At 62.6% G+C, this 20,625-nt stretch carries 17 protein-coding genes; 16 read left to right on the top strand and 1 reads right to left on the bottom strand.

The genetic code is table 11. The annotated features are described in order from the left end of the window. Positions 1 to 631 precede the first annotated feature (631 nt). The 5 genes from GNZ12_RS40465 (at position 632) to pcaC (ending at position 5,012) form a co-directional block, all read left to right on the top strand. Positions 632 to 1,336, top strand: coding sequence for a 3-oxoacid CoA-transferase subunit A (locus GNZ12_RS40465; RefSeq protein ID WP_172318081.1), 705 nt, complete (start codon positions 632 to 634; stop codon positions 1,334 to 1,336). 10 nt (positions 1,337 to 1,346) lie between these two features. Further along, entirely contained in the window at positions 1,347 to 2,006 is a 660-nt protein-coding gene (locus GNZ12_RS40460) for a 3-oxoacid CoA-transferase subunit B (protein ID WP_172318079.1), read from the top strand. 437 nt (positions 2,007 to 2,443) lie between these two features. Beyond that, a complete protein-coding gene (locus tag GNZ12_RS40455; protein WP_172318077.1) occupies positions 2,444 to 3,823 on the top strand; it encodes a 3-carboxy-cis,cis-muconate cycloisomerase in 1,380 nt (459 codons plus the stop codon). Between the two features lie 5 nt (positions 3,824 to 3,828). Further along, positions 3,829 to 4,620 carry a 3-oxoadipate enol-lactonase gene (gene pcaD / locus GNZ12_RS40450; RefSeq protein WP_172318075.1) on the top strand — a complete coding sequence of 264 codons (792 nt, stop codon included), beginning with the start codon at positions 3,829 to 3,831 and terminating at the stop codon, positions 4,618 to 4,620. Beyond that, positions 4,617 to 5,012: a 4-carboxymuconolactone decarboxylase gene (gene pcaC / locus GNZ12_RS40445; protein WP_074286498.1), complete on the top strand. Its 396-nt coding sequence runs from the start codon at positions 4,617 to 4,619 to the stop codon at positions 5,010 to 5,012. The genes pcaD and pcaC overlap by 4 nt, the downstream gene beginning before the upstream one ends. A 170-nt stretch (positions 5,013 to 5,182) precedes the next feature. Here pcaC and GNZ12_RS40440 read toward each other — a convergent pair whose 3' ends face one another. Next, entirely contained in the window at positions 5,183 to 5,884 is a 702-nt protein-coding gene (locus tag GNZ12_RS40440; protein ID WP_172318073.1) for a TetR family transcriptional regulator, read from the bottom strand. Positions 5,885 to 6,278: 394 nt separating this feature from the next. On the opposite strand from GNZ12_RS40440, the gene GNZ12_RS40435 reads away from it, so the two are divergent. The 11 genes from GNZ12_RS40435 (at position 6,279) to GNZ12_RS40385 (ending at position 20,384) form a co-directional block, all read left to right on the top strand. Further along, on the top strand, positions 6,279 to 7,886 hold the full coding sequence (locus tag GNZ12_RS40435) for a 6-hydroxynicotinate reductase (protein ID WP_172318071.1): 1,608 nt from the start codon (positions 6,279 to 6,281) through the stop codon (positions 7,884 to 7,886). 31 nt (positions 7,887 to 7,917) lie between these two features. Continuing rightward, positions 7,918 to 8,856, top strand: a complete 939-nt coding sequence (locus GNZ12_RS40430; RefSeq protein ID WP_172318083.1) for a UPF0280 family protein — start codon at positions 7,918 to 7,920, stop codon at positions 8,854 to 8,856. Continuing rightward, entirely contained in the window at positions 8,832 to 9,422 is a 591-nt protein-coding gene (locus tag GNZ12_RS40425; protein ID WP_172318069.1) for an amino acid synthesis family protein, read from the top strand. Before GNZ12_RS40430 ends, GNZ12_RS40425 begins: the two co-directional genes overlap by 25 nt. Before the next feature lie 107 nt (positions 9,423 to 9,529). Beyond that, positions 9,530 to 10,114 carry an amino acid synthesis family protein gene (locus GNZ12_RS40420; RefSeq protein ID WP_120307087.1) on the top strand — a complete coding sequence of 195 codons (585 nt, stop codon included), beginning with the start codon at positions 9,530 to 9,532 and terminating at the stop codon, positions 10,112 to 10,114. Between the two features lie 18 nt (positions 10,115 to 10,132). Continuing rightward, positions 10,133 to 12,073 (top strand): ABC transporter permease, encoded by a 1,941-nt coding sequence (locus GNZ12_RS40415; RefSeq protein WP_172318067.1) that lies wholly within the window; start codon positions 10,133 to 10,135, stop codon positions 12,071 to 12,073. Beyond that, positions 12,070 to 12,879: an ABC transporter ATP-binding protein gene (locus GNZ12_RS40410; RefSeq protein WP_172318065.1), complete on the top strand. Its 810-nt coding sequence runs from the start codon at positions 12,070 to 12,072 to the stop codon at positions 12,877 to 12,879. Before GNZ12_RS40415 ends, GNZ12_RS40410 begins: the two co-directional genes overlap by 4 nt. Continuing rightward, positions 12,876 to 13,589: an ABC transporter ATP-binding protein gene (locus GNZ12_RS40405; protein WP_074286505.1), complete on the top strand. Its 714-nt coding sequence runs from the start codon at positions 12,876 to 12,878 to the stop codon at positions 13,587 to 13,589. Before GNZ12_RS40410 ends, GNZ12_RS40405 begins: the two co-directional genes overlap by 4 nt. Positions 13,590 to 13,662: 73 nt before the next feature. Beyond that, on the top strand, positions 13,663 to 14,862 hold the full coding sequence (locus GNZ12_RS40400) for an amidohydrolase family protein (RefSeq protein WP_172318063.1): 1,200 nt from the start codon (positions 13,663 to 13,665) through the stop codon (positions 14,860 to 14,862). Positions 14,863 to 14,893: 31 nt separating this feature from the next. Continuing rightward, positions 14,894 to 15,400, top strand: a complete 507-nt coding sequence (locus GNZ12_RS40395) for a (2Fe-2S)-binding protein (RefSeq protein WP_172318061.1) — start codon at positions 14,894 to 14,896, stop codon at positions 15,398 to 15,400. Further along, positions 15,397 to 19,008: a molybdopterin cofactor-binding domain-containing protein gene (locus GNZ12_RS40390; protein ID WP_172318059.1), complete on the top strand. Its 3,612-nt coding sequence runs from the start codon at positions 15,397 to 15,399 to the stop codon at positions 19,006 to 19,008. Before GNZ12_RS40395 ends, GNZ12_RS40390 begins: the two co-directional genes overlap by 4 nt. 167 nt (positions 19,009 to 19,175) lie before the next feature. After that, the gene (locus tag GNZ12_RS40385; RefSeq protein ID WP_172318057.1) at positions 19,176 to 20,384 is read left to right on the top strand and encodes an ABC transporter substrate-binding protein; all 1,209 of its coding nucleotides are present in this window, start codon (positions 19,176 to 19,178) and stop codon (positions 20,382 to 20,384) included. Positions 20,385 to 20,625: the final 241 nt, after the last annotated feature.

Below are 20,625 nucleotides of genomic sequence, written 5' to 3'. Positions count from 1 at the left end.
GTTCGCTAATCGATGCGCTGGCCTTGAGCTTTGCCGGAATCGTCGTTTCGCCTCTGACTGCCGCTGAATAGTTACGCGGCAGGCAAAGAAAAGTAGGTGCCTGCCCCGCACAGGGGCGACGCTAATAGACCAATAAGAAATCAAGGAAAGGCCAACGCCGCAAGGGCACAACCAAAGAGCGCCGCGCAGGCAACAAACCAAGCAAAGCCCAACGCCGTAGGCAAACAGACGAAACAAGCGCCGCGCAGGCAAAAAGCCAAAAGCAAAACCCAACGCCACAGGCAAACAGACGAACAAGCGCCGCGCAGGCAACCATTTCAAGAAGAAAAGGCGCCAAAAGCCAGTCGCCCCCACGGCAAAGCCCCCCCGCCGGGCAGGCAAAAACCTATGATTAGGTGGAATCCCCAACCTTGACAACCCGCCCGAAGGGCAACCATAATCGCTCCAACGTTCGCTAATCGAATCAGTGTTCACATATAGAACAAATCGACAACGAACAAACCCAAGGCGCCAGCCCGCATCCCCACACGGCGAGCCGCCGCCAGCCCAGGCCGGAGACCGTTCCGCACAAGCCCCTGCCTGCCAAGGCAAAAAGCCCAGCGGCGCGCAGCGCCCCAAAAGGAAATTCGACATGATCAACAAGATTTTCGAGTCACTTCAATCGGCAGTCGCCGATGTCCACGATGGCGCGACCGTCATGATCGGCGGCTTCGGCACGGCCGGCATGCCGTCCGAGTTGATCGACGCGCTCATCGAACAAGGCGCGCGCGAACTCACTATCGTCAACAACAACGCCGGTAACGGCGACATCGGCCTCGCAGCGCTGCTCAAAGCCAAACGCGTGCGCAAGATCATCTGCTCGTTCCCCCGCCAATCCGATTCGTATGTGTTCGACGCGCTCTATCGCGCCGGCGAAATCGAACTCGAACTGGTGCCGCAAGGCAACCTCGCGGAGCGCATTCGCGCAGCAGGCGCGGGCATCGGCGGGTTCTTCACGCCCACCGCTTATGGCACCAAGCTCGCCGAAGGCAAGGAAACGCGTCTGATCGACGGCAAGCACTATGTACTGGAGTCGCCGCTGCATGCGGACTTCGCGCTGATCAAGGCGTTCAAGGGCGATCGTTGGGGCAATCTGGTCTATCGCAAGACCGCGCGCAACTTCGGGCCGATCATGGCGAGCGCGGCGAAAACGGCCATCGTGCAGGTGTCGAAAGTGGTGCCGCTCGGTGAGCTCGATCCGGAAAATGTCGTCACGCCAGGCATCTTCGTGCAACGTGTCATCGAAGTGCCGCAAGCTGTGCATCAAGCCGAGCTTGCATCCGCGACCGCCGCCTGAGGAGACCAACATGAAAAAACTGACCCGCGATGAAATGGCCAAGCGCGTTGCCCAGGATATCCCTGAAGGCGCTTATGTGAACCTCGGTATCGGCGTGCCCACGCTGGTGGCCAACCACCTCGCTGCCGACAAGGAAATCTTCCTGCACAGCGAAAACGGCCTGCTCGGCATGGGCCCGGCACCCGCAAAGGGCGAGGAAGACGACGAACTGATCAACGCCGGCAAGCAGCATGTCACGTTGCTCACGGGCGGCGCCTACTTCCATCACGCGGATTCGTTCGCGATGATGCGCGGCGGCCATCTGGATTTCTGCGTACTCGGCGCGTTCCAGGTGTCGGCGACGGGCGATCTGGCGAACTGGCACACCGGTGCGCCCGACGCGATTCCGGCAGTCGGCGGCGCCATGGATCTGGCGATCGGCGCGAAGCAGGTCTACGTGATGATGGAACACCTGACCAAGCAGGGCGAAAGCAAGATCGCGGCGGAATGCACGTACCCGGTGACGGGCGTGGGCTGCGTCGACCGTATCTATACGGACCTGGCGATGATCGACGTCACGGACAAGGGCCTCGTCGTACGCGAGATCTTCTCGGACATCGACTTCGATGCGCTGCACAAACTGACCGGCGTGCCGCTGATCGACGGCACGCAAGCGGCTCGCGCGGCCTAAAAGCATAGCCGGACGCGGCGGGCGTCTGCGCGCTGGCCTTGCAGAGAAGCCGAAATGCTGGCGAGGCAAGCGGAATGCGCGCGCCGCGCTAGCGTGCCGGCGCCGTTGGCCGGAGCGCGCATGAGGCACGCTTCCTGCGCGTCATCCAACGTCACGGCGCATACCGCATGGACAGCACATGTGGCGTATCCGGCAAATACGACACGTCCGGCCCGCTGTCGCGGCGATGTTCGGCGTATGACGCATCCCGCGAGCTGTCGCGGCGATGTCCGGCGCACGACGCATCCCGCCCGCCGTCGCGGCGGCATGTGGAGCAGAATACGCGGCAACGCCGTGTGCGGTACGCTCTCGATAGATAGCGCCAGGGGGCGCGCCTCGCAGCGCGTCCAGATCGCCCCGGCGAAACCTTCACTTTCGATTTCCTCATCGACGCCACCATGCTCGACTCCAGCGCCCGTCTGACCGGCCTCCTTTGCGGCACACAGCCAATGAACGACATCTGGGCGCCGCGTGCCACGCTGCAACGGATGCTCGATGTCGAAGCGGCGCTTGCGCGCGCTTCGGCGGCACATCAGGTGATTCCGCACACCGCCGTGGCCGCGATCGAGGCGGCCTGCCAGGCCGATCAGCTCGACGCCGACGCACTGGCGCGCGACGCCGCACTCGGCGGCAATCTCGCGATTCCCCTCGTCAAACAACTCACCGCGCGCGTCAAAGCGGCGGACGCCGAAGCGTCGAAGTACGTCCATTGGGGCGCGACGAGCCAGGACATCATCGATACGGCGACCGTGCTGCAATTGCGCGACACCTTCGATCTGCTCGACACCGGCCTGCAAGCGACGTGCGATGCGTTGGCGAAACTCGCAGCCACCCATCGCGCGACGCCGATGATCGGCCGCACATGGTTGCAGCAGGCGCTGCCCATCACACTCGGCCTGAAATTCGCGCAATGGCTCGACGCGTTGCTGCGTCATCGCGAGCGGCTCGATGCATTACGTGCGCGCGTGCTGGTGCTGCAATTCGGCGGCGCGGCGGGCACGCTGGCGAGCCTGCGCGATGCGGCGCCGCATGTCACGCAATCGCTGGCTCAAGAGCTCGATCTCACGGTGCCGACCTTGCCGTGGCACACGCAGCGCGATCGCATCGCCGAAACGGCGGCGCTATTCGGCATGCTGAACGGCACGCTCGGCAAAATCGCGCGCGATATCTCGTTGCAGATGCAAACCGAAATCGACGAACTAGCCGAGCCCGCCGGGGCAGGCAAGGGCGGTTCCTCGACGATGCCGCACAAGCGCAACCCGGTCGGCTGCGCGGCGGTGCTGACGGCCGCGACACGCGCGCCGGGGCTGGTGGCCACCGTGTTCGCCGGCATGGTGCAGGAACACGAGCGCGCACTCGGCGGCTGGCAAGCCGAGTGGGACGCGCTGCCGGATCTCGCGCGCCTTGCAGGTGGCGCGCTCGCGAACATCGAGCAGATCGCCGCGGGTCTCAACGTGAATGTGCCGCGCCTTGCCGCGAATCTCAACGTCACGCACGGATTGATTCTTGGCGAAGCGGTGATGCTCGCGCTTGGCGACAGCATCGGCCGGCTCGATGCGCATCATCTGGTTGAGCGCGCATCGAAAGCGGCAATCGCCGAGCGCAAGACGCTTTTCGACGTGCTCTCGGCGGACCCCGCCGTGACCGAACATCTTTCACTCGAGCGCCTGACGCAACTGCTCGATCCCGCCCAATACGTCGGCCAGGCGCACGCTTATGTGGATGCCGCGCTGGCCCTTCATCACACGCGCGAGAAGCGCGCCACTTTCAAGGAGTAACCGGCATGCCCTACGCCGCAGTCAACGGTACTGAGCTTCATTATCGAATCGACGGTGACCGTCACGGCAACGCGCCGTGGATCGTGTTGTCGAATTCGCTCGGCAGCGATCTGTCGATGTGGACGCCGCAAGTCGCGGCGCTGTCCAAACACTTCCGCGTGCTGCGCTACGACACGCGCGGTCATGGTCACTCAGAGGCGCCCAAAGGGCCGTACACGATCGAACAACTGACCGGCGACGTGCTCGGCCTGATGGATACGCTGAAGATCGCGCGCGCGAATTTCTGCGGGGTGTCGATGGGCGGCCTCACCGGCGTCGCGCTGGCCGCGCGTCACGCGAATCGTCTCGAGCGCGTCGTGCTGAGCAATACCGCGGCACGCATCGGTTCGCCGGAAGTGTGGGTGCCGCGCGCCGCGAGGGCTCGCACGGAAGGCATGCTCGCGCTGGCCGACGCGGTCCTGCCGCGCTGGTTCACCGCCGACTACATCGAACGGGAGCCGGTCGTGCTGGCCATGATCCGTGACGTGTTCGTGCACACCGACAAGGAAGGCTATGCATCGAATTGCGACGCCATCGACGCCACCGATCTGCGCCCTGAAGCCCCCGGCATCAAGGTGTCTGCGCTGGTGATCAGCGGCACGCACGATCTGGCCGCCACGCCGGCACAAGGCCGTGAATTGGCGCAAGCGATTCCGGGCGCGCGTTACGTCGAACTGGACGCCGCGCATATTTCCAACATCGAGAAAGCCGAGACCTTTACGAAGACCGTGCTCGACTTCCTGACGGAGCAGAAATGAACGACGAAGACCGCTACGAAGCCGGACTCGATGTGCGCCGCGCGGTGCTGGGCAGCGCGCACGTCGACCGGTCGCTCGCGAATCGCACTGAGTTGACCGAAGAGTTCCAGAATCTGATTACCCGCTATGCGTGGGGCGAAATCTGGACGCGCGAAGGCTTGCCGCGTCACACGCGTAGCCTGCTGACCATCGCGATGATGGTCGCGCTCAATCGCAGCGAAGAACTCGCATTGCATTTGCGCGCCGCGAAGAACAACGGCGTGACGCGCGAGCAGATCAAGGAAGTGTTGTTGCAAACCGCGATTTATTGCGGCGTGCCGGCAGCCAATTCGGCGTTCCACCTCGCCGATAAACTGTTCCGCGAAGACGACGCCGCAGCGGCAAAGGCGTAACGACGCTGCGGCAGGGGCGCGGCGTGTGGCCGCACCGGCACTCGCCGCGTGCCGCGCTGTCGCCGTGTTCCGCCGTCGCGCTGCCGTCGCACCGTCGTATTTCCCCGCCGGATTGAAGCGATATTAAAGCGTGATGCGGAGCCTGAAGCGTGCGTCAGACGAAACGCGCTTCAGGCAATCTTGCTCTCATTCATCACTGCCGTTTCAGCCGGCAGTTGCAAGCGCACCGCGCGCAGCACCGTATCCTTGATGACCTCGCGCCAATGCGCGAGTGCGGCCTTGTCCATCAGCGGTTCGCCAAGAAACGCACCCAGTGTGTACTGGTTGGCGTTATAGAAATAACCGAGCGACGCGATCATCAGGTACACATCACGCGCTTTGACGTCGGTACGAAAGACGTTTTGCGCCTTGCCCGCATCCAGTAACTGTTGCACAACCGAAATTGCATAGCCCGAAATCTCCTTCAGCTTTGACGATTTCTTCGCGTGCTTGCCCTGGTGCAGATTCTCGCTCGACAGCAGCGTGACGAACTCGGGATGATCGAGGTAGTACTGCCAAACGAATTCGACCATCTGCTCGAGGCCGTGCACGGGATCGTCCAGATCGAGATCGAGCTTGCTTTCGGCTTCGTTGAACTGCGTGTAGATCGTCTCCAGGACTTCGACAAACAATTGTTCCTTGCTGCCGAAGTAGTAGTAGATCATCCGGTCGTGCGAATGCGCGGCCTTCGAAATACTTTCGACCCGGCCGCTTGCATAGCCTTGCTTGGCAAAGACCTTGATTGCCGCTTTGAGAATCTTGGCGCGCGTGTCTTGCGCCTGCTTCGCTCGGATGCCGATAGCGCCCGGCTTGCGGGCGGCAGTGGGACTCATGGCAGTCTCGGATCTCCTGGTTGGCGTCAGGTTAAACGGCATGCACCGCAGCCACGAAGGCACACTTAGGCACGCTTGAGCACGGCGCGCCTTCATCATACAGCCCATATTGCGCGCGACGAAATGCCCTGCAAGATCACATGCTTCGGCGTAGATTGAATCGTGATTCATGCGGCGATGCCGCGCCGCAGCATTCGGGTGTTCGCCGGGAAACTCGTTGCGCAGTCTATTTTGATCGAGTAGATTTCAAGCAAGTTTGGTGTAGCGGATACTACACGAACGGTGAGTGACCGCAACATGGAAGCAATGCGGATCACGCGAAAGTCCCTTCAGGCAGGGGCTATTCGTCAGCCGGGCGGGACCGATTGTAATGTCGTCGTATGGGAACCCCACCATGACAGAACATACGAAGGTCGATTTCGGTGCGGAGAGCGTCGACGGCGAAACTGCCTCGACGCCGGGTCCGACCGTGCTCGAGAAAGCGTCGCCGCGCAGCGAGCGGATGGCGTCGAACAAGATCGAATGCAATGCGTGCCCGGTGTTGTGCCAGATATCGGAGGGCCGCACTGGCGCATGCGATCGTTATGCGAATGCGGATGGGCGGCTGATTCGCGTCGACCCCGTGGTGTTTCTGTCGCGCGCTGCGGGTTCGCCTGAAGCGGCCACACACAGCACGGACGCCATGGTCGAATTTGGTGCATCGTCCGAGGTGCACGATCCTGCCGCGGAACAGGCGCTGTTCGTCACCGGCATTGGTGCATCGTCCACTTATCCCGACTACAAACCCGCGCCTTTCATCGTTTCCTCGAAGCTCGACGACGTCGATATGATTACTGTCGTCACCGAGGGCATTTTCAGCTACTGCAGTTTCAAGGTGAAGATCGATACCGACCGCTTTCTTGGGCCGGAGCAATCGAACGTGCGTTGCCACGGCGAGATTGTCGGCCATGTGACCACGGCGGAGTATGGCTCGCAGATGCTGAGTCTCGGCGGCGTCCATCATCTGACTGGCGGTAGTAAGAAAGAAGGCCGCGTGACGTGCGACATGATGCTCGCGCTCGGCAACAAGGACGCAGTGGAGTTGACCATCGACGGCGGTGCGAGTCTGGTGATTCGCGCGGGTGCGGCGCCGATTGTCGACGGCGTCGAAGAACAGCGTATGCGGGTGGGTTGCGGGTCGGCCACCATTGGCATCTTTGCGAAGCAATGGTTCGGTCATGCGGACGAGGTAGTGGTGGTCGACGATCACATCACCGGCGTGCTGACTGAACACCAGGCGGGCCGCTGCCTCGGCATGACGCGCTCAGGTCTGAAGATTCGCGGACGCAAATCGACCCCGGGCCGCTATTTCCAGGTGGCGAATCCCGGCACCGGGTGGGGCGGCACTGACATTCAGGACCCGCTGGCGATTGTCGAAGGTTTCGATCCCGCCGTGGCGAAACCTGGCATGCGCTTGCTGATGGTGTCGACCACTGGCGAACACGCGCAGTGGTATGAGCTCGATCACGACCTCGTGCCGCGCATCGCGGCCATGCCGGATGCTGTGCGCCGCACGGTCGATCGAATCGGCGAGAACTGCGAGCCGTCGCTTGCGACGGTGCTGTTTCTCGGCGGCGCGGGCGGCAGCTTGCGAGCAGGTGCAACGGAAAACCCGGTCCTGCTCACGCGCGCGATCAAACAGAAGCTGGTGAACGTAACATGTGGTGGTGCGCCAGCCTATGTGTGGCCGGGTGGCGGCATTACCGTGATGGTCGATGTCTCGCGCATGCCCGATCGATCGTTCGGCACCGTGCCGACGCCCGCGATCGTCGCGCCGATCGAATTCACCATGACGTATGACGCGTATCGCGATCTCGGCGGCCATCTCAACGCGGTGCGTTCGCTGGCAAGCGTACTGGCGAACGGGCCGGAACATACAGAAGGGGCGCCGCTCGGGCGCAGAACCCTGGCGCGCAATCCGGACAACCCGTGGCCGCCTGCCATGCCGCCGATGCTTGGCTAATGGCGATAACATGACCGACACGACGAACGCGATGAACGCAACCCGCACCCAGCTCGACGCGGCCCGCTGGCATTGGCAGCATGGGCCCATCGATCTAATCCTCAGCGCGGACGGCGAAGCCTCGGCGGTGCAGGCCGCTTACGAGGCGTGCTGGGCGCGTTTTGTCGACGTGTTGCCTGAGTTGGTCGGCGAGTTGACGTTGCTTCGGCGGCCTGTGCCGGGCAGCGCGGCGCATAGCGACTGCGCGCTGAAAGGCCCGGTCGCCCGCCGCATGTGGAGCGCATGTCATCCTCACCGCGCGCGCTACATCACGCCGATGGCGGCCGTTGCAGGCAGTGTCGCCGACGAGTTGATCGCGGCGTTCGCCCGTGAAGGGATAGCGCGCGCCTTCATCAACAACGGCGGCGACGTCGCACTTTATTTGACCGAAGGACAGCAGTACCGTGTGGGCGTGTTCGCCGATCTGGGGGCCTTCTCCGGTGCGATTCTGTCAGACGGTTCAGCTTTAGACGCGAACGTGACGCTCGACGCCGCCATGCCGATTCGCGGCGTCGCGACCAGTGGCTGGCGCGGACGCAGTTTCAGCCGGGGGATCGCCGACAGTGTGACGGTGCTCGCCCGCAACGCCGCCACCGCCGATGCCGCCGCGACGGTGATCGCCAATGCCGTTAATCTGGAGCATGCGGGCATTGTGCGCAGGCCGGCTTCCTCGTTGAAGGACGATAGCGACCTCGGTGACATGCTTGTGACTGTCGACGTGCCGTCCTTGCCGCAACCGCTGATCGATCTCGCGCTGGCACGCGGTGTCGAGGCCGCGCAACGCTTGCAGGAACAAGGCCTGATCGAAGGCGCCGCGCTGTTCCTGCAGGGGCAGGCGCGGGTGGCGGGTACCCATCACAAAGGCGCGTTGTTCAGGAATCGCGCTGGAACAACAACGGAGGCTCCGTGTTCGAAATACGCCGCGTGCTGACGCACGTCGAAGACATTTTCCACGAGTTCGGTCCTGCGCCCGCGCATCCGCTACGGCGCGGCGCGATTGCCGCGGTGATGACGAATCCGTTCGCCGGCCGCTACGAAGCGAAAATCGAACACGCCATGGAAGCGCTCAAGCCGATCGGCTTGGACATGGCGCAACGGCTGTTGGCGGCGATGGCCGTGCCGCACGCGTCGATCGAAGGCTATGGCAAGGGCGCAATCATCGGCTCGCGTGGCGAACTCGAGCATGGCGCGTTGTGGCATGTTCCCGGTGGCTATGCAATGCGCGAATTGCTGGAGAAAAACGGCGTGCCGACCAACGCGATCGTGCCGTCGACCAAGAAAGTCGGCGCGCCTTCCACCGCGCTCGATGTGCCGCTGACGCATGTGAATGCGAGCTACGTGCGCAGTCATTTCGATGCGATCGAAGTTCGCGTGCCCGGTGCCCCCGCCGCGGACGAACTGGTGGTTATCCTCGTGATGAGCACGGGACAGCGCGTGCATGCGCGTGTCGGCGGGCTTGCGAAGGAGGCGATTGTGGGCAAGGACGGCTTGCGCTGAACGGCGCTTGAACCACGTCATTCGCTGAATCATTGAACAGAAGCACTGAGGTGAAGCAATAAGCCGAAGCACTCAGGCAGAACACGCATCGATACCCGGAGATCGAAATGGCAATCAAGCTTCGCAAGCTGGTCGTGCAGGTCGATGAAACACGCATTGAAATGGGGCAGACTATCGAGCCGCCGACACGCCGTGCCGTCGCAATCGCGGTGATCGATAATCCTTATGCGGGCCGCTATGAGGCCAAGCTGGACGCACTGATCGAAGCCGGTGAGGAACTGGGTGCGTTGCTTGGCAACAAGTGCGTCGAAGCGCTAGGCATCCAGCCCGGCGAAGCGCAAAGCTACGGCAAGGCGGCGATCGTCGGCGAAGCGGGCGAACTGGAACATGCGGCGGCGATTCTTCACCCGAAGCTCGGCGCGCCGCTGCGGGTCGCGGTCGAAAAGGGGGCGGCGCTGGTGCCGTCGGCGAAAAAAATGGGTACGCTCGGCACGGCGATCGACGTGCCGCTCGGCCACAAGGACGCCGCCTTCGTGCGCAGTCACTTCGACGCAATCGAGGCGCGGGTGTCCGACGCGCCGCGCGCGAACGAAATCGTCGTGGCGGTCGCAGTGACGGCCTCAGGCCGGCCGCTGCCGCGCATCGGCGGATTACAGGTGAGTGAGATCAAAGGCGAAGACGGTTTGCGCTGAGTTATTTCGAGGGTCGCGATGCTTTCGAATCTGCTGGTACAACTGGTCAACGGGCTCGCCGACGCGTCGACGCTGTTTCTCGTCGCCGCCGGTTTGTCGCTGATCTTCGGCGTGACGCGCATCGTCAACTTCGCGCACGGCTCGTTCTATATGTTCGGCATCTATGTCGCGTATAGCATCGCGAGCCGCTTCGGCCATACGGCGGGTGGGTTCTGGCTGTCGGTGCTGGCTGCCGCGCTGGTCGTCGCGGTGCTCGGCGCGCTGGTCGAAATGATCGTGTTACGGCGTATCTACCAGGCCCCCGAGTTGTTCCACCTACTGGCGACATTCGCGCTGGTGCTGATCTTTCGCGACGCCGCGCTGTGGCTGTGGGGCCCGGAAGACCTCTTCGGACCCCGTGCGCCGCATCTGGCCGGCGCAGTCGATTTTCTCGGCCATCCGCTACCGACCTACGATATCGCGCTGATCGTGATCGGGCCAGTGGTGTTGCTGCTGCTCTGGTACGCGTTGACGCGCACACGCTGGGGCACGCTCGTGCGCGCCGCGACGCAGGATCGCGAGATGCTCGGCGCGCTTGGCATCAATCAGGCATGGCTGTTTACCGGCGTGTTTTTCGTCGGCGCGTTTCTCGCCGGTTTGGGCGGCGCGCTGCAAGGGCCGCGGATGTCGGCGAATCTGTCGCTGGATCTGGAGACCATCGGCAATGCGTTCGTCGTGGTGGTGGTCGGCGGAATGGGGTCGATTCCAGGCGCGTTCGTCGCAGCATTGCTGATCGCGGAGATCAAGGCGCTGTGCATCGGCATCGGGCATGTGTCGGTGTTCGGTATCGATCTGTCGTTGAGCCGCTTTACGCTGGTCGCAGAATTTGTCGTGATGGCGGTGGTGCTGGTGGTACGGCCTTGGGGCTTGCTAGGGAAGGCGAGCGCCGCGGTGCGTGGCATGGCTGCGCCTGAAGCGCCATTAAGACCCGCAGGCAAGCGCCTGAAATGGTTGGCGGCAGTCACTTTGCTGGTGCTGGTACTCGCGCCGCTTGCGGCCAATGCGTTTCCCTACATGCCGGTGCTGCTGGTTGAAATCCTGATCGCCGTGTTGTTCGCAACGAGTCTGCATTTCATCATGGGCCCCGGCGGCATGCATTCGTTTGGCCACGCCGCGTACTTCGGCCTCGGTGCCTACGGCGCCGCGCTGTTCCTCAAAGTTTTGAATCTGCCGATGGAAGCTGCGTTACTGCTCGGCCCCTTGCTTGCAGTGGCAGGCGCGCTCGTGTTCGGTTGGTTTTGCGTGCGTCTCTCCGGCGTCTACCTCGCGATGCTGACGCTTGCGTTCGCGCAGATCGTCTGGTCGGTCGTGTTCCAGTGGGACGACGTGACGGGCGGCAGTAACGGCATTCTCGGCTTATGGCCGTCGAACTGGTTGTCGTCGCCGGTCGCTTTTTATTATCTGACGCTCGCCTGCGCCGTGGTCGGTGTGTGGCTGTTGCGCAAGATGCTGTTCTCGCCGCTTGGTTACGCGATGCGGGCGTCGCGCGATTCGGTGCTGCGCGCAGAGGCGATCGGCATCGACGTGAAACGCGTGCAGTGGGCGGCCTTCGTCGTCGCGTCGCTGTTTTGCGGGCTCGCCGGATCGCTTTATGCTTTCTCCAAAGGGACGATTTCACCGGAGGTGATCAGCGTGAGCCGCTCAGTGGACGGCCTCGTGATGGTGCTGCTCGGCGGCTTGCAGACGTTGACTGGCCCGATCGTCGGCGCAGCCGTGTTCACGTGGCTGCAGGACACCGTCGCGCGGCAAACCGATTATTGGCAGGCGTTGCTGGGTTTCACGATCCTGCTGCTGGTGATTGCGTTTCCGCAGGGCATCGTCGGTTTCATTCGCGAGCGTTTTGGCGACGATCCGGTGGATAAGGCAGAAGAGCGCGCCTCATCGCCATCACAAGGTACCGCGATCAAGGAGGGGCTATGAGCTTGCTGCGCGTCTCCAGCCTCTCCAAATCGTTCGGCGGCCTGAAAGCGGTCGACGATGTGTCTTTCGACCTCGAAGCTGGTCAACTGTTGGCGCTGCTGGGTCCGAATGGCGCGGGCAAGTCGACCTGCTTCAACATGGTCAACGGGCAACTGCAGCCGTCGTCAGGTTCGATTCGTCTCGACGATCATGAACTGGTCGGCATGCGGCCACGCGATATCTGGCGGCTGGGCGTCGGCCGCACGTTTCAGATTGCCGCGACCTTCAACTCGATGACCGTGCTCGAAAACGTGCAGATGGCCCTGGTCTCGCGTGAACGCAAGACCTTCGGTCTGTGGAAAGCCGCGGGCTCGCGCTACGCCGATGAAGCCATGACGCTGCTCGAACAGGTCGGTATGGGCGCCGACGCGAACCGCGCTTGCGGCGTGCTCGCATACGGCGACGTCAAACGCGTTGAACTCGCTATCGCACTGGCGAACCGCCCGAAGCTGTTGCTGATGGACGAACCCACTGCCGGCATGGCGCCGAAGGAGCGCAACGAGCTGATGGCGCTGACCAAGCGTCTCGTCACCGAGCACAAGATCGGTGTGCTGTTTACCGAGCACAGCATGGACGTCGTCTTCGCGTACGCCGATCGTATGATCGTGCTCGCGCGCGGCAAACTGATTGCTGAAGGAGACGCCGAAACGATCCGCAACGACACACGCGTGCAGGAGGTCTATTTCGGCACCGGTAAGACCTTCCAGCCACGCGCGCCGCTGCATGAAGCGGCAGGCGGCCATCAAGGGCAAGGAGCGCTGCAATGAGCGAGCCGATGCTGAAAGTCTCCGGCCTCAACGCGTTCTATGGCCGCGCGCACATTCTGTTCGACGTCGGCCTCGAAGTTGGCCGCGGCGAAGTCGTCGCGCTGATGGGCCGCAATGGCGCCGGCAAATCGACGACGATGAAAGCGGTGATGGGCTTGCTGCCGCGTCGTCAAGGCGAGGTGCGGTTTCGCGGGCAGAACATCACGACGTTGCAGCCGTATCGGATCGCTCGGATGGGCATGGGTTTCGTCCCCGAAGACCGCCGCGTGTTCTCGGATCTGACGGTGATGGAAAACCTCGACGCAGGCCGTCAACCGCCGCGCGAAGGCGCGCCGCAATGGACGCCGGAAAAGCTGTTCCGTCTGTTTCCCAATCTCGGCGAAATGCCGAAACGTCCCGGCGGGCAGATGAGCGGCGGCGAGCAGCAGATGCTCACCGTTTCACGCACGCTGATGGGCAATCCGTATCTGGTGCTGCTCGACGAACCCTCCGAGGGCGTCGCGCCCGTGATCGTCGAACAGATGGCAAACATGATTCTCGAACTCAAGCGCGAAGGGCTGTCGATTCTGTTGTCCGAACAGAACCTGCATTTCGCCGAGTTGGTCAGCGACCGCGCGTACGTCCTCGAAAAAGGACAGATCCGCTTCAGCGGCACGATCGGCGAACTCGCAAAGAACGAAACAGTGCGGCGCGCTTATCTGAGCGTGTGATTCCATCGGCGCACAGGGCGTGCAGGGTGTGCACGCAGGCGGCGCCGGGCAGTCGTTGCGAAAGGAGATGCAGATGGCAGCAGAGACGTTGACAGGCTTGTCGGGCAAGGTCGTGGTAACGAACATCGGTCTGCTGTTATCCGGCGATATTGATCAGCCGATTCTCGACGCGGACACGCTGGTGATCGACGACGGCGTGATCGTCGCGGTCGGCCGCGAGAAAGACTGCGATCTCGAAGGCGCGCGGACTACGGTCGATTGCAAAGGCACGGCCGTGGCCCCGGGTCTGATCGACTCTCACGTGCATCCGGTGTTCGGCGACTGGACGCCGCGCCAGAATCAGATGGGCTGGATCGAATCGAATCTGAACGGCGGCGTGACGACGATGATCTCCGCCGGCGAAGTGCATTTGCCGGGCCGTCCGAAAGACGTAATCGGCGTCAAGGCGCTGGCTATTACCGCGCAACGTTCGTTTGAAGGCATGCGCGGCGCGGGTGTCGGTGGCGGCGTGAAAGTCATGGCAGGTGCGCCGGTGATCGAGAAGGGCATGGTCGAGGAGGACTTCAAGGAGCTTTCGGAAGCGGGCGTGAAGCTGCTCGGCGAAGTGGGTCTCGGCAGCGTGAAGGGCGGCGAGGAAGCGGGGCAAATGGTCGCCTGGGCACGCAAGTACGGCATTCAAAGCACGATTCACACGGGTGGCCCGTCGATTCCAGGCTCGGGTCTGATCGATAGAGATGTGGTGCTCGCCGCCGACGCGGACGTGATCGGCCACATCAACGGCGGCCATACGTCGCTTTCCTATCGGCACGTCTGCGATCTGTGCGAGCAATCGAGCCGCGCGCTGGAGATCGTTCACAACGGCAACGAACGGATCGCGCTGCTGACCGCACGTCATGCGGTCGAATTGAAGTGTCCGCATCGAATTATTCTCGGCACCGATAGCCCGGCGGGTTCCGGCGTGCAACCGCTCGGCATTTTACGGATGATCGCGCTGATTTCCAGCCTCGCCGACATCCCCGCTGAGATCGCCTTCTGCTTCGCGACCGGCAACACCGCGCGGCAACGCAATTTGCGCCAGGGTCTGATCGAAGTAGGCCGTCCCGCCGACCTCGTCTTCATGGACCGCGCACAGCATACGGCCGCCGATACGCTGCTGGAAAGCGTGCAGCTCGGCGATATTCCAGGCGTCGGCATGGTGATGATCGACGGTTTGATCCGCTGCCGGCGTAGCCGCAATACACCACCGGCGACCGAAGTGCCGGTGGTGCTTTGACCGCGCGCCGCAGGGCGTGGTCGGCATTGTCATGAACCGCCCGGCGCCACTTACGCTGCACGTCAACGGCGCGACGTATCGTGTCAACGCCGCCGCCGACACGCCGCTGCTTTATCTGCTGCGTAACGACCTGGCGTTGAACGGTCCGAAATTCGGCTGCGGTCTCGGCGAATGCGGCGCGTGTACGGTCTTGCTCGACGGCATGCCGACGCGTTCATGCGTGACAACCGCGAAGGTTGCATTGGGGCGTGAGATCACCACGCTCGAAGGACTGGGTACGTGTGCCGCGCTGCATCCGGTGCAGCAGGCTTTTATCGAAGAACAGGCCGCGCAGTGCGGCTATTGCCTGAACGGCATGATCATGACCGCCAAAGCGTTGCTCGATCGCGATCCGCATCCGAGCGTCGAGACGATCCAGCGGGAGTTGTCGCGCAACCTCTGCCGTTGCGGTACGCATGTCGAGATCGTGCGTGCGGTGCAGCGCGCGGCTGAATTGCTCGCTGCCCAGTCGGCGTTGCCTAACGGAGTGCACGCATGACGGGGCCGGATTTCAGCGTCGATCGACGTGCCGCGCCGCTATCGCGGCAGCAGCTCTATGACGCGCAGAATGTGCTCATCATCACGCGGCCACCGCAGGCGCCCGAGAAACCGGCGATCGGTCAGCCGGGGTCACGTTCGTCGTTTGTGCCAACCGATGCGGACATGTTTCTCGTGGTGCGCAGCGACGGCAGCGTGGTGGCGTTCAACGGTCACGTCGATCTCGGTACCGGCATCGGCACGGCACTCGCGCAGATCGTCGCGGAAGAACTGGATGTGCCGCTGACGCGCGTGTCGCTGGTACTGGGCCACACCAGCGAAGCGCCGAATCAGGGGCCGACGATTGCAAGCGCAACGATCCAGATATCGGCGGTGCCGTTACGGCATGCAGCGGCGCAAGCGCGGCAATTTCTGCTGGCGGAAGCGGCGGCGCGTCTTAGCCTGGGTGTCGAGCAACTCGACGTGCGAGACGGTGTGGTCGTTCACCGCGCCGACGCCACTGCAAAAGGCCTGAGCTACGGCGAGTTGATCGCCGGGCGGCGCATCGAATTGACGCTTTCCACCGATGCCCCTTTGAAATCGCCGGACGCGTACAAGATCGTCGGCAAGAGCACGCCGCGTGTCGATATCCCGGCGAAGGCAACCGGCGAATTGAGTTTCGTGCATGACGTGCGCGTGCCGGGCATGTTGCACGGCCGCGTTGTGCGGCCACCCTATGCGGGTGTCGCACAAGGCGACTTCATCGGCAACAGTCTGCTGCACGTCGACGAGGCGTCGATCGGTGATTTGCCCGGCATCGTCAAAGTCGTGGTGATTCGCGATTTCGTCGGCATCGTGGCTGAGCGCGAAGAGATCGCTCAGCAGGCGGTGAAGCGGTTGAATGTGAAGTGGAAAGCTGTAGAGGGTTTGCCACCGCTCGAAACCAGTGAGGAAGTGGAGGCTGCGCTAAGAGCGAATCCGGCCACACGACGCGATCTGGTGATCGAGGGCGATATCGATGCAGCACTTGCGCGAGACCCTGCTCGAACGCTGGAACGCACCTACGTATGGCCGTTTCAGATGCATGCGTCGATTGGGCCATCGTGCGCGGTGGCCGACTACCGGGATGAGAAGCTGAAAGTCTGGTCGGGCACGCAGAATCCCCATTCGTTGCGTGCCGATCTTGCCTTGCTGATGGCGCTGGACGAAGCGCACATCGAAATCGTGCGCATGGAAGCGGCAGGCTGCTATGGCCGCAATTGCGCGGACGATGTCGCCGCCGACGCCGCATTGTTATCGCGCGCGACCGGCAGTCCGGTGCGTGTGCAACTATCGCGCGAAGACGAGCATGCATGGGAGCCCAAGGGCGCCGCGCAATTGATGGACGTGCGCGGCGCCTTAGGTGCGGAAGGCGAACTCGCGGCGTACGACTTCGCGACGCGCTATCCATCGAACGACGCCCCCACGTTAGCGCTGCTGCTCACCGGGACCCTCTCTGCGCAGCCGCAGGTATTCGAAATGGGTGACCGCACGGCCGTGCCACCGTACGACTACCAGACCATGCGCATTGTCTGCGACGACACGCCCCCGATTGTGCGCGCGTCATGGCTGCGGGGCGTGTCAGCCTTGCCGAACACTTTCGCGCATGAATCTTTCATTGACGAGCTCGCGGCGGAAGCGGGCGTCGATCCCGTGGAGTTTCGGCTCAAGCATCTCACTGATCCGCGTGCGATCGATCTCGTCAAGGCAGTGGCTGAGAAAGCGGGCTGGGAGCCCCGTAACGTTGCATTGAAAGATGCTGAGGAAGATGGCGACATTGCGCGGGGCAGAGGCTTCGCTTACGCCCGTTACGTGCACAGCAAATTCCCTGGGTTCGGCGCGGCATGGTCCGCGTGGGTGGCCGACGTCGAGGTCAATCGCAAGAGCGGCGAACTCGCGGTGACGCGCGTGGTGGTTGGCCAGGACACCGGCACCATGGTGAATCCTGACGGCGTACGTCATCAGATACACGGCAACGTGATCCAGGCAACCAGCCGTGCGTTGAAAGAACGCGTGACGTTCGGCGAGAACGCGGTCACGAGTCAGGAGTGGGGCGCGTACCCGATCCTGACGTTCCGTGAAGTGCCGGTGATCGATGTGGTGATGATGCCGCGCCACGGCGAGCCGCCGATGGGTACCGGCGAATCGGCTTCGCTGCCTGGCGCCGCGGCGATAGCCAACGCACTGTACGACGCGACAGGTGTGCGTTTTCGCAGACCGCCGTTCACGCCCGAGACAATCCGCGCCGCGCTCGCCGATGCGCAGGCGGAAGAAGCGGCGGCGCGCAAAAGGAAGCGCTGGCGGCTCGGCTTTCTCGGCGCAATCGCCGCGGGCGCGGCCGGCTGGCTAGGTGCATTGGCGTTGACGCCACAAGCTATTGCGCCGTTTACGCCACCGCTTGCGAGCGCGTTTGCGCCCGAACTGGTGGCGCGCGGCAAACTGCTCGCGGCGCTGGGCAATTGCGCGGTTTGCCATACCGCGCACAACGGCGTGCCGAACGCGGGCGGCAGACCGCTCGATACGCCATTCGGCACTGTCTACAGCACCAACATTACGCCCGATGGGCAGACGGGCATCGGCACATGGCCGCTCGACGCATTCGTGCGGGCGATGCGGCAAGGTATCAGCCGCGATGGGCATCGTCTGTATCCCGTGTTTCCCTACACATCGTTCAAAAACACGTCCGACGACGATCTGAAAGCGCTCTACGCGTACCTGATGGCGCAAACGCCGGTGCGCTCCCGACCGCCGGAAACGAAGCTGGCCTACCCGTTCAGCGTGCGTCCGTTGATGGCCGTATGGAACGGGCTGTTCCTCGGACGCAATACGTTGACTGCCAGCGCGACGCAAAGTGCGCAATGGAATCGCGGGGCGTATCTCGTCAACGGGCTCGGCCATTGCAGCGCATGCCATACCCCGCGCAATGCATTCGGCGCTGAAAAAACCGGCGCCGCATTCATGGGCGGCGGCATGGCGGAAGGATGGGAGGCGCCCGCACTGTCGACGCTTTCCAACGCGCCCGTGCCCTGGAGCGAGGATGAACTGTTCAGCTATCTGCGCTACGGTCACGCGCCGCTGCATGGCGTCGCGGCCGGGCCGATGGCGCCGGTCGTCAGCGATCTGGCGGCATTGCCCGACAGTGATATTCGCGCGATGGCCACGTATCTGGCGTCTTTGAATCCCCTGGAGCCCAACGCCAATCCCGTGGCGATGGCGCGTCAGTACGAGCAGGCCAGCACGATTACGGGGGCGACGACAGGCCTCGGTGCACGTCTCTTCGATGGCGCGTGTGCTGCCTGTCATCACACTGGCAGCGGGCCGCAATTGTTCGGTGCGCATCCGTCGCTGGCGCTTAACACGAATCTGCACAGCACGACGCCTGATAATCTGATTCGCGTGATTCTCGATGGTATCGGCTCGCCTGCGCGCCCCGAACTCGGTACGATGCCGGCTTACCGGGACAGTTTCAATGATGCCCAGGTCGCCGAGCTCGTGTCCTACCTGCGTCAGCAATTCGCCGGCGGCAAGCCGGCATGGCAGGACGTCACGGCGAGCGTCGCCAGAATCCGCGCGACGCCGCGGGCAGAGTGAAATCGCCAGACGCATGGCAGCACGGTTTGCAGCATCACTCGCAGCACCACTTGCAGCACAGCTCGTAACACGGCTTGCGACACGGCTTGCCGAACGAATCGCGAGACACTTGAACGCTTTATAAGAACGACCGCATTCCCGCAATCCTTTTGATAACGGAGAAACGCATGACCACGCGCGCAGGATGGATCACTCGCCTTACGGTTTCAACGGTTCTATCGCTTAGTGCTGTCGGCGCGAGCGCCCAGCAGACCATCAAGATTGGCGAAATCAACAGCTACAAAGCGCAGCCTGCCTTTCTCGGGCCTTACAAGAACGGCTGGAATCTGGCGCTCGAGCAGGTGAATGCGGCGGGCGGCGTCCTTGGCAAACAGCTCGAAGTGGTGTCGCGCGATGACAACGGCAATCCGGGCGACACGATCCGTGTCGCGCAGGAGTTGATTGCACGTGAGCAGGTGCAATTGCTGTTTGGCGGGTTCCTGTCGAACACGGGGCTCGCGCTGACCGACTTCGCGAAGCAGAAGAAGATTTTCTTCCTCGCGGCCGAGCCGTTGACGGACAAGATCGTTTGGGCCGACGGCAACAAATACACGTACCGTCTGCGTCCTTCGACGTATATGCAGGTGGCGATGCTGGTGCCGGAGGCGGTGAAGCTGAAGAAGAAGCGCTGGGCGCTGGTGTATCCGAACTACGAGTACGGGCAATCGGCGGTGGCGACGTTCAAGAAGCTGATGACGGCGGCGCAGCCGGACGTGCAGTTTGTCGCTGAACAGGCGACGCCGCTGGGCAATGTCGATGCAGGCGCGGTGTCGCAGGCGATTGCCGACGCGAAGCCGGATGCGATTTTCAACGTGCTGTTTGGCGCCGATCTTGGCAAGTTTGTGCGTGAGGGCAATACGCGCGGATTGTTCAAGGATATCAGCGTGGTTTCGTTGCTGACGGGTGAGCCGGACTATCTTGATCCGTTGGGTGCGGAGGCGCCGACGGGGTGGATTGTGACGGGCTACCCGTGGTATTCGATCGATACGGCGGCGAACAAGAAGTTTGTCGATGCGTATCAGGCGAAGTATCACGATTATCCGAGGCTGGGGTCGGTGGTGGGGTATTCGGCGTTGATGTCGATTGCGGCGGGGATCAAGAAGGCTGGGTCTACGGATTCGGATAAGCTCGCTGCCGCGTTTAAGGGCTTAGGGGTGGAGACGCCCTTCGGGCCGATTACGTATCGGGCGCAGGATAATCAGTCGACGATGGGGGCTTTTGTTGGTGTCACCGGGCTTAAGGATGGCAAGGGGGTGATGACTTCTTATCGGTATATTGACGGCGCTAGTGTGCAGCCGTCGGATGCGGAGGTTAAGAAGTTACGGGCTGCAGACTAAGGTTTTTTTTTGCCTGCGCGGCGCTTTGTCTGTTTGCCTCGTGGTGTTGGCCTTTTCTTGATTTCTTATTGGTCTATTAGTGTCGCCCCTGTGCGGGGCGGCACTTTCTTTGCCGCCGCGTAACTATTCAGCGCTTGTAAACTGCTACCAGGCTGTGCATAGTGAAGGACATGACGAAGATGCCTGACATCAAGGACCTGACACCGGAGCAGAAGGACGCACTCATCGTTGATCTGGTGAG

This window comes from Paraburkholderia solitsugae (assembly GCF_013177695.1).
In the GTDB taxonomy this organism is placed as follows: domain Bacteria; phylum Pseudomonadota; class Gammaproteobacteria; order Burkholderiales; family Burkholderiaceae; genus Paraburkholderia; species Paraburkholderia solitsugae.
This window is presented reverse-complemented; position numbering and strand designations above follow the sequence as displayed.

What these genes read in the sequence shown, in the direction of transcription:
- GNZ12_RS40465 (WP_172318081.1), top strand. Translation starts at nt 632, where the DNA reads ATGATCAACAAGATTTTCGAGTCACTTCAATCGGCAGTCGCCGATGTC.
- GNZ12_RS40460 (WP_172318079.1), top strand. Translation starts at nt 1,347, where the DNA reads ATGAAAAAACTGACCCGCGATGAAATGGCCAAGCGCGTTGCCCAGGAT.
- GNZ12_RS40455 (WP_172318077.1), top strand. Translation starts at nt 2,444, where the DNA reads ATGCTCGACTCCAGCGCCCGTCTGACCGGCCTCCTTTGCGGCACACAG.
- pcaD (WP_172318075.1), top strand. Translation starts at nt 3,829, where the DNA reads ATGCCCTACGCCGCAGTCAACGGTACTGAGCTTCATTATCGAATCGAC.
- pcaC (WP_074286498.1), top strand. Translation starts at nt 4,617, where the DNA reads ATGAACGACGAAGACCGCTACGAAGCCGGACTCGATGTGCGCCGCGCG.
- GNZ12_RS40440 (WP_172318073.1), bottom strand. Translation starts at nt 5,884, where the DNA reads ATGAGTCCCACTGCCGCCCGCAAGCCGGGCGCTATCGGCATCCGAGCG.
- GNZ12_RS40435 (WP_172318071.1), top strand. Translation starts at nt 6,279, where the DNA reads ATGACAGAACATACGAAGGTCGATTTCGGTGCGGAGAGCGTCGACGGC.
- GNZ12_RS40430 (WP_172318083.1), top strand. Translation starts at nt 7,918, where the DNA reads ATGAACGCAACCCGCACCCAGCTCGACGCGGCCCGCTGGCATTGGCAG.
- GNZ12_RS40420 (WP_120307087.1), top strand. Translation starts at nt 9,530, where the DNA reads ATGGCAATCAAGCTTCGCAAGCTGGTCGTGCAGGTCGATGAAACACGC.
- GNZ12_RS40415 (WP_172318067.1), top strand. Translation starts at nt 10,133, where the DNA reads ATGCTTTCGAATCTGCTGGTACAACTGGTCAACGGGCTCGCCGACGCG.
- GNZ12_RS40410 (WP_172318065.1), top strand. Translation starts at nt 12,070, where the DNA reads ATGAGCTTGCTGCGCGTCTCCAGCCTCTCCAAATCGTTCGGCGGCCTG.
- GNZ12_RS40405 (WP_074286505.1), top strand. Translation starts at nt 12,876, where the DNA reads ATGAGCGAGCCGATGCTGAAAGTCTCCGGCCTCAACGCGTTCTATGGC.
- GNZ12_RS40400 (WP_172318063.1), top strand. Translation starts at nt 13,663, where the DNA reads ATGGCAGCAGAGACGTTGACAGGCTTGTCGGGCAAGGTCGTGGTAACG.
- GNZ12_RS40395 (WP_172318061.1), top strand. Translation starts at nt 14,894, where the DNA reads ATGAACCGCCCGGCGCCACTTACGCTGCACGTCAACGGCGCGACGTAT.
- GNZ12_RS40390 (WP_172318059.1), top strand. Translation starts at nt 15,397, where the DNA reads ATGACGGGGCCGGATTTCAGCGTCGATCGACGTGCCGCGCCGCTATCG.
- GNZ12_RS40385 (WP_172318057.1), top strand. Translation starts at nt 19,176, where the DNA reads ATGACCACGCGCGCAGGATGGATCACTCGCCTTACGGTTTCAACGGTT.